This is a genomic window from Orenia metallireducens, assembly GCF_001693735.1.
Taxonomy (GTDB): Bacteria; Bacillota; Halanaerobiia; order Halobacteroidales; family Halobacteroidaceae; genus Orenia; species Orenia metallireducens.
This window is the reverse complement of record NZ_LWDV01000010.1, coordinates 51,567-66,713: the sequence shown is the minus strand read 5'-3', so window position 1 is coordinate 66,713 and position 15,147 is coordinate 51,567. Positions and strand designations below refer to the sequence as shown.

Annotated in this window: 17 protein-coding genes; 16 read left to right on the top strand and 1 reads right to left on the bottom strand. The window is 33.9% G+C overall.

The window, feature by feature from the left end; all coding sequences use genetic code 11:
- The first annotated feature begins 647 nt into the window (after positions 1–647).
- The 16 genes from U472_RS12500 (at position 648) to lepB (ending at position 14,798) form a co-directional block, all read left to right on the top strand.
- Positions 648–1,436, top strand: a complete 789-nt coding sequence (locus U472_RS12500) for a class I SAM-dependent methyltransferase (RefSeq protein ID WP_068719038.1) — start codon at positions 648–650, stop codon at positions 1,434–1,436.
- Positions 1,437–1,775: 339 nt separating this feature from the next.
- Positions 1,776–2,561 carry a PhzF family phenazine biosynthesis protein gene (locus U472_RS12495; protein WP_068719036.1) on the top strand — a complete coding sequence of 262 codons (786 nt, stop codon included), beginning with the start codon at positions 1,776–1,778 and terminating at the stop codon, positions 2,559–2,561.
- A 23-nt stretch (positions 2,562–2,584) separates the two neighbouring features.
- Complete coding sequence (locus tag U472_RS12490; RefSeq protein WP_068719034.1) at positions 2,585–3,247, top strand: HAD family hydrolase; 663 nt, start codon at positions 2,585–2,587, stop codon at positions 3,245–3,247.
- Positions 3,248–3,375: 128 nt separating this feature from the next.
- Entirely contained in the window at positions 3,376–4,356 is a 981-nt protein-coding gene (locus U472_RS12485) for a BofC C-terminal domain-containing protein (RefSeq protein ID WP_068719032.1), read from the top strand.
- A 259-nt stretch (positions 4,357–4,615) separates the two neighbouring features.
- A complete protein-coding gene (locus U472_RS12480; RefSeq protein WP_068719030.1) occupies positions 4,616–5,461 on the top strand; it encodes a substrate-binding periplasmic protein in 846 nt (281 codons plus the stop codon).
- 71 nt (positions 5,462–5,532) lie between these two features.
- Entirely contained in the window at positions 5,533–6,198 is a 666-nt protein-coding gene (locus tag U472_RS12475; RefSeq protein ID WP_068719029.1) for an amino acid ABC transporter permease, read from the top strand.
- 38 nt (positions 6,199–6,236) lie between these two features.
- Positions 6,237–6,875: an amino acid ABC transporter permease gene (locus tag U472_RS12470; protein ID WP_068719026.1), complete on the top strand. Its 639-nt coding sequence runs from the start codon at positions 6,237–6,239 to the stop codon at positions 6,873–6,875.
- A gap of 26 nt (positions 6,876–6,901) precedes the next feature.
- Positions 6,902–7,624 carry an amino acid ABC transporter ATP-binding protein gene (locus U472_RS12465; protein ID WP_068719777.1) on the top strand — a complete coding sequence of 241 codons (723 nt, stop codon included), beginning with the start codon at positions 6,902–6,904 and terminating at the stop codon, positions 7,622–7,624.
- 542 nt (positions 7,625–8,166) lie between these two features.
- A complete protein-coding gene (gene ruvA, locus U472_RS12460) occupies positions 8,167–8,760 on the top strand; it encodes a Holliday junction branch migration protein RuvA (protein ID WP_068719024.1) in 594 nt (197 codons plus the stop codon).
- Between the two features lie 17 nt (positions 8,761–8,777).
- Positions 8,778–9,770, top strand: coding sequence for a Holliday junction branch migration DNA helicase RuvB (gene ruvB, locus U472_RS12455; protein ID WP_068719022.1), 993 nt, complete (start codon positions 8,778–8,780; stop codon positions 9,768–9,770).
- A 1-nt stretch (position 9,771) separates the two neighbouring features.
- Entirely contained in the window at positions 9,772–9,975 is a 204-nt protein-coding gene (locus tag U472_RS12450) for a DUF2905 domain-containing protein (protein ID WP_068719020.1), read from the top strand.
- A gap of 49 nt (positions 9,976–10,024) precedes the next feature.
- A complete protein-coding gene (locus tag U472_RS12445) occupies positions 10,025–11,230 on the top strand; it encodes a SpoIID/LytB domain-containing protein (RefSeq protein ID WP_068719018.1) in 1,206 nt (401 codons plus the stop codon).
- Between the two features lie 114 nt (positions 11,231–11,344).
- Positions 11,345–12,370, top strand: a complete 1,026-nt coding sequence (queA, locus tag U472_RS12440) for a tRNA preQ1(34) S-adenosylmethionine ribosyltransferase-isomerase QueA (RefSeq protein ID WP_068719016.1) — start codon at positions 11,345–11,347, stop codon at positions 12,368–12,370.
- Positions 12,371–12,534: 164 nt separating this feature from the next.
- Positions 12,535–13,650, top strand: a complete 1,116-nt coding sequence (gene tgt / locus U472_RS12435) for a tRNA guanosine(34) transglycosylase Tgt (protein ID WP_068719014.1) — start codon at positions 12,535–12,537, stop codon at positions 13,648–13,650.
- A gap of 253 nt (positions 13,651–13,903) precedes the next feature.
- Positions 13,904–14,161 carry a preprotein translocase subunit YajC gene (yajC, locus tag U472_RS12430; protein WP_068719012.1) on the top strand — a complete coding sequence of 86 codons (258 nt, stop codon included), beginning with the start codon at positions 13,904–13,906 and terminating at the stop codon, positions 14,159–14,161.
- Positions 14,162–14,195: 34 nt separating this feature from the next.
- A complete protein-coding gene (lepB, locus tag U472_RS12425) occupies positions 14,196–14,798 on the top strand; it encodes a signal peptidase I (protein ID WP_176714173.1) in 603 nt (200 codons plus the stop codon).
- On the opposite strand, the gene U472_RS17260 is transcribed toward lepB, so the two are convergent.
- Positions 14,790–15,147: transposase (locus tag U472_RS17260; RefSeq protein ID WP_068719010.1), on the bottom strand; the 358-nt coding region annotated here is incomplete at its 5' end. The genes lepB and U472_RS17260 overlap by 9 nt on opposite strands.

Sequence of the window (15,147 nt, the reverse complement as noted above, 5' to 3'; positions counted from 1 at the left end):
AGGTTGTTTACCACTTGCTTTCTTTAAATTTTTAAGTAATTTAAAAGCAGTTACTATTCCTTCGCTAGTATTAGCAAAAGAAATGGGAGAAGTAAAAACCTGTCCATAAGCTAAAAAAGCAGTAGCATAACTATTAGATTTTGATACATCAATACTTAAAATAGGTTGATCCATTTGAGTCCTCCTTATTAACCAGGTTTCTTAATCAACGACTCTCCACAGGTTCGTGTTGTGATACGAGTTCAAAGACTCAACCAGCTCAATTGGGGTATAAGTGTTGACTAGGAATTGAACAGTTTATGCGACGGGATCAAAGTCCCAACAGCAGATGCTTTCTTCATCCTGGTTTTAATTTTACTATTATTATAATAATAAATAAGGGCACATACCAGATTGAACTGGTTATGTACCCTATTATACGAACAGCACGTTAGCGATATCCTAACTTGGGAGGATAAATGGGAAGTGGGGCTGACTTATGTGAGTGGTAGCTTTAATTAGGAGTTGGTAGCGTTGAAGAGGACGTCGCGAACCTGCGGGACGTTAGGCGGCAGAGTTGACTTAGATAATATGGTGAAAAGTAAATATTTAGTAAGAAAGACAGAGAAAATAATATAAGGATAGCATAGAGAGGAATGATTATAAAGATGAATAAAATAGAAGAAAATAAAAAAGCTTGGGGTTTAGTATCAAAAGATCATTATCAGCATTTTAAAAAGCAATTTGAAGAGAATAGCTATAAATTTAATCCGATTGTATTAAAGGAATTAGGGGATATATCTGGAAAGAAGGTGCTTCATTTACAATGTAACACAGGTGCAGATTCGATTGTATTAGCAAAAATGGGAGCAGATGTTACAGGAGTTGATTTAGTTCTTGACAATATATATTTTGCAAAACAATTGGCAAAGGATTTAGAAGTCGAAAATGTAGATTTTATTGAATCTGATATTATGGAGCTTATGGAAAATCATGAAGGAGAATATGATATAGTTTTTACATCTGATGGAGCAATTGGGTGGTTACCAGATTTAAAAAAATGGGGAAGAACAATTAAACACTTTTTAAAAGAAAATGGATTTTTCTATGTTCATGATAGTCATCCATTTTATCTTACTTTTGATGAAGATAAGATTACAAATGGTGTTACTGAAATAAAATATCCTTATTTTAAAGAAGAAGCAGATGAAGATAATCAAATTGGTGGTTATGCATCTGAAACTAAAGAAGCTAAAAATTATTTTTGGATGTATACTATTAGTGATTTAATTAATTCTTTAGCACAAGCAGGGCTATTTATTGAGTTTTTAAATGAGTATGACCGTTGTGCTTCAGGTATGGGTGGGACAAACAAAGATGAAGAAGGACTTATGTATTATCCACCTTTAGAAGGTGCTATGCCTATAACCTTTAGCTTAAAAGCTACTTTAAGATAAAATATTATTTTAACGTCTTGTGCTAGTAAAAGAACTGATACAATATAGAGAGATTACGACACTTTGGTTCTTAGGTAGATAGGTGGGTAGGTGGTTAGGAACTGACTAACTACCTAGCCCTTCAACTCCCAGCCACCAAAGTAAAAAGTGTGGCAATATACTCATAAGAAGACACTATTTATATTAAGATTTAACTAGCACAACGCGTTATTTTAAGAGAATTAGTTACACTAACTAATAGAAGATTAGAGATTGCTAAATATGTATGATATCAGATTTATTACGGGATAATTGAGTTATTAGTTTTCTTATATTTTAATATTTAAGGAGGAAGAAGAAATGGAAGTATATCAAATAGATGCTTTTACAAATAAAGTTTTTAAAGGTAATCCAGCAGCTGTCTGTTTATTATCGGAACTTAAGGAAGATAGCTGGATGCAGAATGTAGCAGCTGAAATGAACTTATCAGAGACAGCATTTTTGTATAAAGAAGGTGATGGTTATAATTTACGTTGGTTTACTCCAGAACATGAAGAAGAGCTATGTGGTCATGCTACTCTTGCTAGTGCATATGTGTTATGGGAGACCAAAAGGGTAAAAGAGGATAAGGAGATAAATTTTTATACAAGAAGTGGTTTGCTAACAGCAAGAAAGAATGGTGAGTGGATAGAACTGAATTTTCCAGCTGAGCCAGAGAAGAAAGCTGAAGCATCTGATATAATTATTAATTCCTTAGGAGTAGAGCCTAGATATGTTGGGAGAAATCGCCTTGATTATTTAGTGGAGGTTGAATCTGAAGAGCTTCTTAGAGGAATTAGTCCTGATTTTAAAGCATTAAAAGATCTTAAAGCTAGAGGTGTTATTGTAACTAGCAAATCTGATTCTAAAGAGTATGACTTTGTTTCAAGATTCTTTGCCCCAGGAGTTGGAGTAGATGAAGATCCAGTCACTGGTTCTGCACATTGCTGTTTGGGTCCGTTTTGGCAAGAGAGGTTGAATAAGGATGAATTTTTAGCTTATCAAGCCTCAAAACGTGGAGGAGTTATCAAGGTTAGGATAGAGCAGGATAGAGTTTATTTAGGTGGACAAGCTGTAATGATATTAAAAGGAAGCTTACTGAAATAATTATAGCTATAGGAGGCGATTAAATGGCTGAGTTAAAAGCGGTTATCTTTGATATGGATGGAGTTATTATTGATAGTGAGCCGATATACTTTAAAATCGAAAGAGATTTATTTGATGAGTTAGGATTGGATGTATCCCAAAAAGAGCATGAATCATTTGTTGGTATGACAATGGAAGGGTTATGGGAGAAGATGACAGATGAATATCAGCTAGAAGAGACTATTGAAGATTTGACGAAGCTACATAAGGATAGTGTCTTTAAATATATGTCAGAAGCTAAAGAATTACCTATAGTGGAATATATCAAAGAGCTGATAGAAGAGCTAAGAAATAGAAAAATAAAGTTAGCAGTAGCTTCTTCATCCCCCAAGAAGCTAATTGAGATTATTCTTACCAAGTTTAATTTACAGGATTCATTTGATTTGATTATTAGTGGGGAAGAGGTAGAAAAGGGCAAGCCAGCCCCTGATATCTTTACAGAAGCAGCTTATAGATTGGACATTAACCCCAATGATTGTGTTGTGATTGAAGATTCAAGTAATGGTGTAAAGGCTGCCAAAGCTGCTATGATGAAGTGTATTGGATTTCAGAATATCAACTCAGGAGATCAAGATCTATCACTAGCAGATATTACTGTTGATTCAATTGGAAAAATAGATGTTAAATTATTAAAAGGCTTATTCTGATTAAAATTGTTAAATATTATAACTACTTAATCAGCAACAAGATTTGATTTACTTGCTTTACTAATTATAATCAAATCCTTCTTTGGAGATAATAACTTTAAAGCTGTAATACTAAAGGAGGATTTGATTTGAAGCACCTAAACAAGCTGATGATAATTCCTATTATAATTGGGATGATTGCAGGTCTAACTTATCTACTTTTAGATACAACTATAAATAATAAGAAGCCTGACAAAAATAGAGAAGAACTAGTGGAGGAGGACTTTTATCAACAGCAAGAGGATAATTTAGGAGATGAAAAGCAGGAGGATGTTGCTAAGGTTTCGGAGGTTGAAGAGGAGATTGGAAGGAATTTGACCATCTTAGAGCTGGTAAAGAAAGAAGAGAAGAGGATAAATCAGAAGCTACAGACAGCTACTAATATCAAGTTAAGTGAAGGGCTTAAATATCTTTTAGAGAGATTAAATCATCCTTCTAAAAATACTAAGCAAGATAACCGATTGCTGGAATCAATCTTAGAGGTTGCTAAGGAGAAGATGGAGGATAAGAAGAATAAGACGAAATCAGATGAGATAATCATCGAAATCAATGAAGAAGATCTTGTAAAGAATCAGCAGAAGAGAGCAGATAAAGAAGAGCAGGCTAAAGGGGAAGGTTCAACAGCAGATGCAGATGACTTCTTCTCTTGGCTAAATGAAGATAGTGGTAATCAGTCGATTTTAGATGATATAAATGATAATAACTCAGAAAAGTCTGAAGGTAAAGAGACAATAGATAATAATCAAGCTTTAGATGAAGAGGATAAAGAGCAGGGATTAAAGGAGCAAGGTGATGATAGCTTAGAATCGGAGAGTAAAGAGGATGATAGTGAAGATAAAGAGCAGGTAAAGATAAATAATAAGGTATTTTTAGGCGTTAAGGATGGATATGTAGCAATTTATAAAGGGGATAGCTTAGAGGCTAAAGAGTTACTTGAATTAAGAAAGGATATTCCAGTCAAGAAGCTATCGGAAAAGGATAAGAAGGAATTACTTAAAGGGATAGAGGTAGCAAGTCAAGAAGAGCTACTAACTGTTTTAGAGGGTTTAGTTAGTATTATAAATGAATGAAAAGGTAAAAGAGCAGCATTGCTAGCAATGCTGCTCTTTTACCTTTTCTCATTCCCAAACTTGCCAATTGATGTTAACTGTATATTGTTTTAAGAAGTTATTTTGATAAAAATCTTGACACAACAAGAAGTTAAGGTATATAATTGACACGTAGTTAACATATAGTTTGCATAAAACTATTTAAAATAATAAAAAAGAGGGGGGTATATTTTAAAATTACAGATTATTAATTAAAACATAAATTTGAGGGGGAGTTAAATTGAATAAAATAAGAGTAATTTTGATGGCATGTTTGGTAATGATTTTGATGGTTATTAGTGCTGCTTGCTCTAGCCCAAGCAATGAGCAAGTAACAAGTAGCAAGGCTGTAGATGAAAAGAGAATACTAGATGAGATTCAATCTCGAGGTAAAATTATAATAGGGATTAATGCAAGTGCACCCCCTTTTACTTTTAGAGATACTGATGGAGAATTAACTGGTATGACTGTAGAATTAGGAAGATTGATTGGTGAAAGGATGGGAGTTGAAGTTGAATTTGTCGATATGGACTGGGCTGGCTTAATACCATCTTTATTATCTGAAAGAATTGATTTGATAGGAGATAGAATGTCAAATACTTTGGAAAGAGCTAAAAGTGTTGCCTTTACTGATTCATATTTAAAGACTGGAACAGTAGCTTATGTAAGAGATACTTCTTCTTTAAGCAGTGCTGATGATGTGAGAGGAAAAGATTTGAAGGTTGGAGTATTATTAGGATCAATTCAGGAAGAGGTTGCTACTGAGCAATTGCCTACAGCAGAGATAATACCTCTTCAAACTAATCCAGATATTAAATCAGCCTTATTAAGTAATCGGGTAGAGGTTGCTTTGGATGATGAAATTATTGCTTATGAACAGGTTCAGCAAGCTCCAGATAAACTTAAAATTTTGTCAGGATTCTTAGTGGTAGATACTTATTCTTTTGCAGTACGCCATGAAGATGATGATTTACGTTTATGGGTAAATCTATTCTTTGAAAAGATAAAAAGAGAAGGGGAATTTGCAAAAATATATAAGAAGTGGTTAGGTAAAGAGTGGAGTCCAGAGGCCCAAAAACAATTGTAATCTAATAAAGCCAGTAAAGGACAAGAGGTGGGCTTTCTTGTCCTTTACTGGTTTAATAAGGAGGGATTTGATTGAATTATTTTTTTCAATGGAGAATAATAGAGAAGTATTCAGATTATTTTTATCGAGGTTTTTTTAATACTTTAAGCATATCAGCAAGTAGTATTTCAGTTGCTTTAATATTTGGAATTATTCTTGCTGTATTGAAGAGATCTGAAATAAAGGGTCTATCTTGGCTTAGTGGTGGTTATATTAATTTAATTAGGTCTACACCCTTATTAGTGCAAGTTTATTTTGTTTATTTTGGTCTTCCATATGTTAATATAAATATTTCTGGCTATTGGTGTGGAGTTATTGCTTTGGTTTTAAATAGTGGAGCCTATATTTCTGAAATTGTTCGTGCTGGCTTGGAATCTATTCCTAATGGTCAAATTGAAGCTTCACAGTCTCTTGGTATTGATAAAAGACAGACTTATATATATATAATTTCGCCACAAGCATTAAGAAAGATTATACCACCGTTAATTGGTCAATTTACTTATTTGATAAAGGATAGTAGTATTTTAGCAGCAATAGGGATTTATGAACTTACTAATACAGCCAATGTAGTTCATGCTAGGACTTTTAAGCCGATTGAACCCTTTGTAGTAGCTTTATTGGGATATATTATTATAGTTACAATTTTAATGATTTCTGCCAATATATTAAAGAAGAAATTTTCCTTATCAGGTTATTAAGTTTTGATTTATATTATGTATATTAAGGAGTGAAATAGATGGAGAGTGGAATATTTGAGCGGATCATTATGCAATTAGTGACAGGGCTTTATTGGACATTATGTCTTTCTATGGCAGCAAGTATTCTGTCCTTAATTGTTGGTTTTGTGGCTGGGTTAATTAAAAGTATTAATGTACCTATTATTACTTATGTAGTTAACTTCTATACTTATATAGTTAGAGGAGTACCATTTTTATTATTACTCTTTATAATTTATTATGTCCTACCTTTTTTTAATATCAGATTATCTCCATTTATAGCAGGAGTGTTAAGTTTGGTAATTCATGAAGGAGCGTATATGACTGAAATTATACGTAGTGGAATAGAATCAGTTGAGAAGGGTCAGCATGAAGCTGCTCATTCTTTAGGATTAAATTATTTTCAGAAGATGAGGTATATAATTTTACCTCAAGCTATTAAAATAACCCTACCACCATTAGCTGGTCAATTTGTTCTGTTGATTAAGTCTACAGCTTTAATATCTTTAATAGGATTAACAGACTTAACTAGAGTGGGTAGGCAGTTGACTCAACGGGGTGAGAATCCTTTTTTAATCTTCTTTATTGTAGGTATATTCTATTTTATTATTTGTTATCCAATTATTAATATTTCTGATCGTTTAGAAAGGAGTGTCTAAAGATGTCTGGTATTAATCAAGATATTATGGTCAATATAAATAATGTCTGTAAAAGTTATGGTCAATTAGAGGTATTAAAGGATATTAATTTCAGTGTTGCTAAGGGAGAGGTTGTTGTTATCTGTGGGCCTAGTGGTTCAGGTAAGAGTACATTGATTAGATGTATTAACCGCTTAGAAAAAATTAATAGTGGTGAAATAATTGTTGATGATATTTCTATCCAAAACCCTAAGACTAAAATAGTAGATATTTCTAAAAATATAGGGATGGTATTTCAGGATTTTAATTTATTTCCCCATATGACGGTGTTGGAAAATATTACTTTTGCACCCGTTAAGGTCAAGAAGCTAAAATTAAAAGAGGCTAAAGCTATAGCTACTAAGCTTTTAGAAAGAGTAGGAATTTTGGACAAGGCTGATCAATACCCATCTTCTCTGTCGGGAGGTCAAAAACAGAGAGTGGCTATTGCTAGATCTTTAGCTATGCAACCAGAATTAATATTGTTCGATGAGCCTACTTCTGCTTTAGACCCTGAAATGGTAGGAGAAGTATTGGGTGTTATGAGAGATTTAGCAGATGATGGTATGACAATGATTGTAGTTACTCATGAAATGGGTTTTGCTCGTGAGGTTGCTGATGAGGTAATATTTTTAGATAATGGAGTATTAATAGAAAAGACTACACCAGAAGACTTCTTTAACAATCCAAACCATAAAAGAGCTCAGGAATTTCTTTCTCAGATTCTTTAATATTGGTTAATGGGGGTATTGAGATACTTTTCACTTTTTTAAAAGTGAGCAAAATTATTAAAATATTTTTCGGGAAAGCTTATCAGCTTTTTTCCCGAGTGACTTTTAGCATTGCCCTAAAAGTCACCAAAAGGTCTAGAAGAAAATTAAACTCTCTCAGCAATCAAATTCTCAGTTATTATTAATATTAGACTCTCTAGTTAATATTTTAATTGCCTTTAAGTTTTAATTCAATTTTTGCTTCGTTCAAACAATAATTTTCTTCGGTTTAAAATATTTTAATTCTCAATTCTTCATTCTCAACTATCAATTTTTAAAAGTGTCTCATTATCTCTATATAGTATATTAATCATTAAATTAGGAGAAAATATAATTTTAAGATTATATAAATAGCGATTTTTAGAAGATTTATATGTATAATAGCAGAATACTCTATAATAATAAATATCCATTATAAGCAGTCATTACTAGGCTGTTTTTTTCTTTTTAAACAGGATTTTAGTAAAAGTTATTGAAATTAAAGGGTTAGGGAGGGAAAATGTATGATAGCTTATTTACGGGGAAGATTAATCAGAAATAATATAGAGTACATAGTTATTCAAGTAGGAGGCATAGGATATAAGGTCTATATTCCAAGTAGCCTACAGCAAACTCTACCACAAATAGATGAAGAGGTTGAATTACATACCTATCACTATGTGCGAGAAGATAATATATCATTATATGGTTTTAATAATGTAGAGACTTTGGAGCTTTTTGAACAGTTACTAGATGTCTCAAAGATAGGACCAAAGGTTGCTTTAAGTATTCTATCTACTATGCCAGCAAGAGAGTTTAAGTTTGCTATCGTTAATAATCAGATAAATACTTTAAAAGAGATTAAAGGTATTGGTAACAAGACTGCTAAGAGGTTGATTTTAGAGTTGCAAGAGAAGATAGACCTTGATAATATATTAGGTAATGACTCTATAGATATGGTTGGCGGTGATAGTAGAATGGAAGATGCTGTACAGGCACTAATCAGCCTAGGATATAAGCAAAGTGACGCTACTAAAGCAGTAGCAGATGTGATTAGAGAGGATAAAGAGATAATTGTAGAAGATATTATTAAGAATGCTCTACTTCATTTGAGCTAGGGTAGGAGGAAGAGAAAATGAGAGATAGATTCGTTTCACCAACTAAGAAGCAAGAGGATATAGACTTTAATTTACGACCTAATAAGTTGGATACTTATATCGGACAAGAAGAGATAAAGAAGAATCTAAAGGTATTCATTCAGGCTGCTTTAGAGCGAGGAGACTCTCTAGATCATGTCTTATTATATGGTCCGCCAGGATTGGGAAAGACTACATTAGCAAATATCATTGCTAATGAGATGGGGGCTAATATTAAGACAACATCAGGTCCAGCTATCGAGAAGCCTGGAGATTTGGCGGCTGTTTTAACCAAGTTACAACCAAATGATATCCTCTTTATAGATGAGATTCACCGTTTGAATCGGGTGATAGAAGAGACCTTATATCCTGCAATGGAGGATTTTGCTTTGGATATTGTAATCGGTGCAGGACCCCAAGCTCGTTCTATTCGCTTGGATTTACCACCCTTTACCTTAATTGGTGCAACTACTAAGGCAGGAAGTCTGACTTCACCATTGCGCGATAGGTTTGGAGTAATCAACCGTCTACAGTTTTATACAGAGGGTGAGTTGACTCAGATTATTATGAGAGCTGCCAAGGTCTTACAGGTAGGAATTGAGAAGGCTGGAGCTAAGCAGATTGCTTTACGTTCTAGGGGGACACCAAGAATTGCTAATCGTTTTTTGAAACGAGTTAGAGATTTTGCTCAGATTGAGGGTGATGGGATTATTACTGAAGAGATTGCCAAGAATGCCTTAGATAGATTGAATGTCGATAAATTAGGTTTAGATAGAGTTGATAGAAAGATGTTAAAGATGATTATCGAGAAGTTCAAAGGTGGACCAGTAGGCTTAGGAACCTTAGCAGCTGCTATCAATGAAGAACGAGAGACTATCGAAGATGTTTATGAGCCTTACTTATTGCAGATTGGATACTTAAATAGGACACCACGGGGAAGAAAGGTAACAGATTTGGCTTATAAGCATTTTAATATCGAGGTGGGAAGCTAGGATGAAGGATTTATTTGGTGGACAGATTATCTTAATTGGGGTACTCTTAATTATTGTAGGAATAATCATCAAATTAGGTCTTCCTATTGGACGTTTACCAGGGGATATCTATATTAAAAAGGAGAACTTCACCTTTTATTTCCCGATAACAACTGGAATATTAGTGAGTATAGTGCTATCCTTTATTTTAAAGTTATTTAAATGATATTGGTTGTCACTCGTTACTTATTACTAATTTAGAGAGGCAGGATAATATGAAAATAAAATTAAATCTATTAGTGGTCTTAGTCTTATTGTTTGCAATGACATCTATCAGTAATGCCAGTGTTGATAAAGTAAAAGTAGGGATATTAGATGATGTTGAAGAGGTCTTAATTGGAGCTGAGAATGGGATTAAGGTGATGCTGGATAATGGAGTAGAACTTAGCTTGATCTTAGCAGATAGATTTAATGTTAAGAAGAATAATGATTTAATCTCTTTTGGGAAGAATATCTTCCAAGAAGATAAGATATTGATATATCCTGTTGACTCTAACAGCTTAATAAGTGTCAATGGTAGAAAGTATAGAGGTTATTTAGAGATTTTGAATAATAATAAGGGTTTAACGGTGGTTAATCACGTTGATTTTGATTATTATTTAGCCAGTGTAGTAGGTAGTGAAATCAGTGCTAGATGGCCTATGGATTCCTTGAAGGCACAAGCAGTTGTGGCAAGAACCTATGCTTTAAGGAATATTAAATCCCATGCAAGTAAAGGATATAACCTATCAGCTACTGTGAGGTCCCAAGCCTATAAAGGCTATGCTTTTGAACACCCAAGAACATTAACAGCAGTAAAAGAGACTCATAATGAGGTGGCTATTTATCAAGGTCAGCTGATTGCAGCAGTTTATCACTCTACAGCAGGGGGGCAGACGGCCAAGGGTGCAACTATCTGGAGTAGTGATACACCCTATCTACAAAGTGTTAGTTCTCCTGATGATATTTCCCCCCATTATAGTTGGCAGAAAGAATATTCTAAGGATGAGATAGAGAAGATATTAGTAGCTAAGGGAGTCCCTCTTACTGGATTAAAACAGATTAGTCTGGAAGGTGTAGGACCTTCAGGAAGAGCTAGCTTTATTAGAATTTTTGATATTAATGATAGAATCTATGATGTTGATAGCTCTACTTTTAGATTCTGGCTAGGCTTAAAGAGTACTCGCTTTACCATTAATAATAGTAGTTCCTTAAAGCTAAGTAATTTAGATAATAGTTTCACCTTTGACTTAGAAAGTTTAGGAGTAAAGGATGATTTTACTACAACAGATGAGGATGATCACTATCAATTTGTAGGATACGGCTGGGGTCATGGAGTAGGCATGAGCCAATGGGGAGCTTATCAGATGGCTAAAGAAGGGTATACTTATCAAGAGATACTAAAGCATTATTATCAAGGTATAGATATTGGTGAGTGGTAATTTTATTTTTAGTTTAAGATTGGGTTTAAGTTAATTTCTTATTTTTCATAACTTGCTTAGGCTTAATCTTAAACTTAGGTTTATACTTATTTTGAAGAGGTGGAGGAATATTAGATGAAGGTCAAAGATTTTGATTTTGAACTACCAGAAGAACTAATTGCTCAAGAGCCAATGGAACCAAGGGATAAATCAAGACTAATGGTTATCAATCGAGCAGAAGAGAAGATTGAAGGAAGAATTTTTAAAGAGATTATAGATTATTTTCAGCCAGGAGATACCTTGGTCAGAAATAATACTAAAGTAATTCCAGCCCGTTTATTTGGTCGCAAAGAAGAGACTGGAGGGAAGGTAGAGGTTCTATTATTGACTCAAGTTGAATTAGGAGAATGGGAAGCTCTAGTCCGCCCAGGGCGTAAGTTAAAGCTTGGGACTAGAGTTGTTTTTGGTAATGGGGAATTAGTTGGTGAGATTAAAGATAGAACAGATTTTGGTGGACGAGTGATTAAATTTGAATATGAAGGTACCTTTGAAGCTGTATTGGATAAGCTTGGTAAGATGCCTTTACCACCATACATAACTAAAGAACTAGATAAGAGTGATAAATATCAGACTGTCTATGCTAAGAAACGTGGAGCAGCAGCAGCTCCAACGGCTGGGCTACATTTCACCGATGAACTTTTAGCTAAGATAGAAGCCAAAGGTGTTAATATAGTTGATATAACCTTGCATGTTGGTTTAGGTACCTTTAGACCTGTTAGTGTTGATACTATAGAAGAGCATCATATGCACTCTGAGTATTATGAAGTTTCAGAAGAGGCAGCTAAGATAATTAATGAGGCTAAAGAACGGGGCAATAGAGTATTTTCTGTAGGGACAACCTCTACTAGAACCTTAGAGACTGTGGCTACTGAGAAAGGTAGGGTAGAAGCAGGTAAAGGATGGACTGATATCTTTATCTATCCAGGTTATCAATTTAAAGCAGTGGATGCTTTGATTACCAACTTTCATCTACCACAATCTACTTTAGTAATGCTAGTTAGTGCCTTTGCAGGTCAAGAATTAACAATGAAGGCCTATGAACAGGCAGTTGAGCAAAAGTATAGATTCTATAGTTTCGGAGATGGAATGCTGATTTTATAGTTGATAATTGAGGATTGAGAATTAAATGATTTTAATTTTTTATTGATTTTTGGTTACTTTTTCATCAAGGAAAAACGTAACTCGCCCTCAGGCGAAATTTGAAATTACATTTAAAATAAAAGTTTAAACTTTGTTTTATAGTTATTAAACAAGAGGAGGAAAATATGTCTTTTGAATATACACTAAAGAAAAAATGCAAAGATACTAAAGCAAGATTAGGAGAGTTATCTACTCCCCATGGAAAGATAGAGACACCTATCTTTATGCCAGTAGGGACTAAAGCTACTGTCAAGACTATGACCCCAGAGGAGTTAAGGGAGATTAATTCTCAAATAATTTTAAGTAATACATATCATCTATATTTAAGACCAGGACATGATTTGATAGAAGAAGCTGGTGGATTACATAAGTTTATGAATTGGGATAGACCTATTTTGACAGATAGTGGAGGATTTCAAGTCTTTAGTTTAAGTGATATGAATAAGATTACTGAAGAAGGTGTAGAGTTTAAGTCCCATATCGATGGTTCTAAACACTTTATCAGCCCTGAGAAGTCTATTGAGATTCAGACAGCTTTGGGAGCAGATATTATGATGGCCTTTGATGAGTGTCCACCATATCCTGCTGATAGAGAGTATGTCAAGAAGTCCCTAGAAATGACTACTCGCTGGTTGGAACGTTGTATTAAAGCCAAGACTCGTGATGACCAAGCGTTATTTGGGATTATGCAGGGGGGAATGTATAAGGATTTAAGAGAAGAGAGTGCTAAACAGATTGTTGAGTTTGACTTGCCAGGTTATGCTATCGGTGGCTTGAGTGTTGGTGAGCCTAAAGAGTTGATGATTGAGGTATTAGATTATGCTCCTGACTTCTTACCTGAAAATAAGCCACGTTATCTGATGGGGGTAGGAACACCATTTGATTTATTTGAAGGGGTAATGAGAGGGATAGATATGTTTGATTGTGTATTCCCGACAAGGGTTGCAAGAAATGGTTTAGTCTTTACTAGTCAAGGTAGAGTAACTGTACGTAATGCAACCTATGAAAGAGACTTCACTCCATTAGACCATGATTGTGATTGTTATGTATGTAAGAATTATACTCGTGCTTATATTAGGCACTTAATTAAGCAGAATGAAATCTTAGGTGTAAGGCTGACTACTTATCATAACCTACATTTCTTATTGGATATGATGGAGAATATCAGAAAAGCTATTGCTGAAGACAGATTCTTAGAGTATCGTGCTGAATTTTATGAGAGATATGGACTAGAAGTTTAAGTTAGTTAATATAGTTATTAGTAACGAGTGACGAGTAATCAGTAAAGTACTTGAATTATTATTCTGTACTCGTTAATCATCACTGGTTACTAGTCACAGTTCCTGATATATTAGTTAAAAAAAGATACTTCTTATAAAAGGATTTTAACCTTATAATCTTGAATATAAACATAGAAAATAAAAATATTTTGGTAGTTGATAGGGTTATATTAATTAACTTATATAGCCCTTTGATACTTAAGGAGGAGTTTAGATGGAGATTTTGGGAGGTCTATTACCCTTTGTGGTAATGACAGGTCTTTTTTGGTTTTTATTTATCAAACCACAGAAGAAGAGACAACAAGAACGTCAACAGATGTTAGATAATTTAAGGATAGGGACTAGAATAGTTACTATCGGTGGAATTAAAGGTAAAATTATTGAAATTAAAGATGATGAGCTAGGTTTAGAGATTGCTCCAGAGGTAGAGATTAAGGTCAGCAGAATGGCTGTTGGCAGAATAGAAGATTAAACTCGATTAAAGGTTGAAGAATAGGAGGAGCATGATGTTAGCTATTAAAGATGAGATTAAGGAACTGATTGAATCAGTATTAATAGCAGGAGTTTTAGCATTTTTTATTATAACTTTTGTAGTACAATCCTTTGTAGTCCATGGGCACTCGATGGATCCTACTTTAGCAGATGGTGAGAGATTATTTGTTAATAAGTTTATTTATAGATTTCACCCTCCTCAAAGAGGTGATATAATCGTCTTAAAGCCTAAAGGAGACCCTAAAAGAAAGTATATTAAAAGGGTAATAGGGCTTCCAGGCGATAAGATAGAGATTAAAGAGGGATCTTTATATATTAATGATAAGAAGATTGAAGAGGATTATATTAATGAATCCTATATTAGGAATCGTCTTTATCGTATGTATAATGAGGATAGACAAGAATATGAAGTTCATAGTACTGCTGGTCCATTTCATGTACCTGAGGATCATGTCTTTGCTATGGGAGATAACCGTAACAATAGTTCTGATAGTAGGAATATGATGGCTGTAGGTTATGTTTCCTATAAAGATATCAGCGGTAAAGCATTTTGGGTCTATTGGCCTATAACTGAAATGAAAGTAATAGATGAAGTCAGTTATCCTGAATTAAACTAAAGTTAGTCTATAATATAGACTAACTTGAGATTGATGAAAAACCCCCACTAATTTTTTAGTGGGGGTTTTTCTATAGCTGAATTTAGTTAAAATTGATTTAGAGAGTAATAAAAATTTAATATTATTATCTGATTTTAGAAGAATAGAGTTCTTTTCTCTACGCTTAAGAACGCTTGCGATCTTTTTCATGTTTTGAACTGATGCTGTTAACAAACATTGTTCTTCAACATTTTTCTTTCCACGCATACGACAATAGCGAAGTCCATGCAGATTTTTTCCATCTGCAAAACTTCGCTCAACAGTTTCTTTTCTTTTTTTATAGATACTTTTTCCTTTATCTGTTCTCATA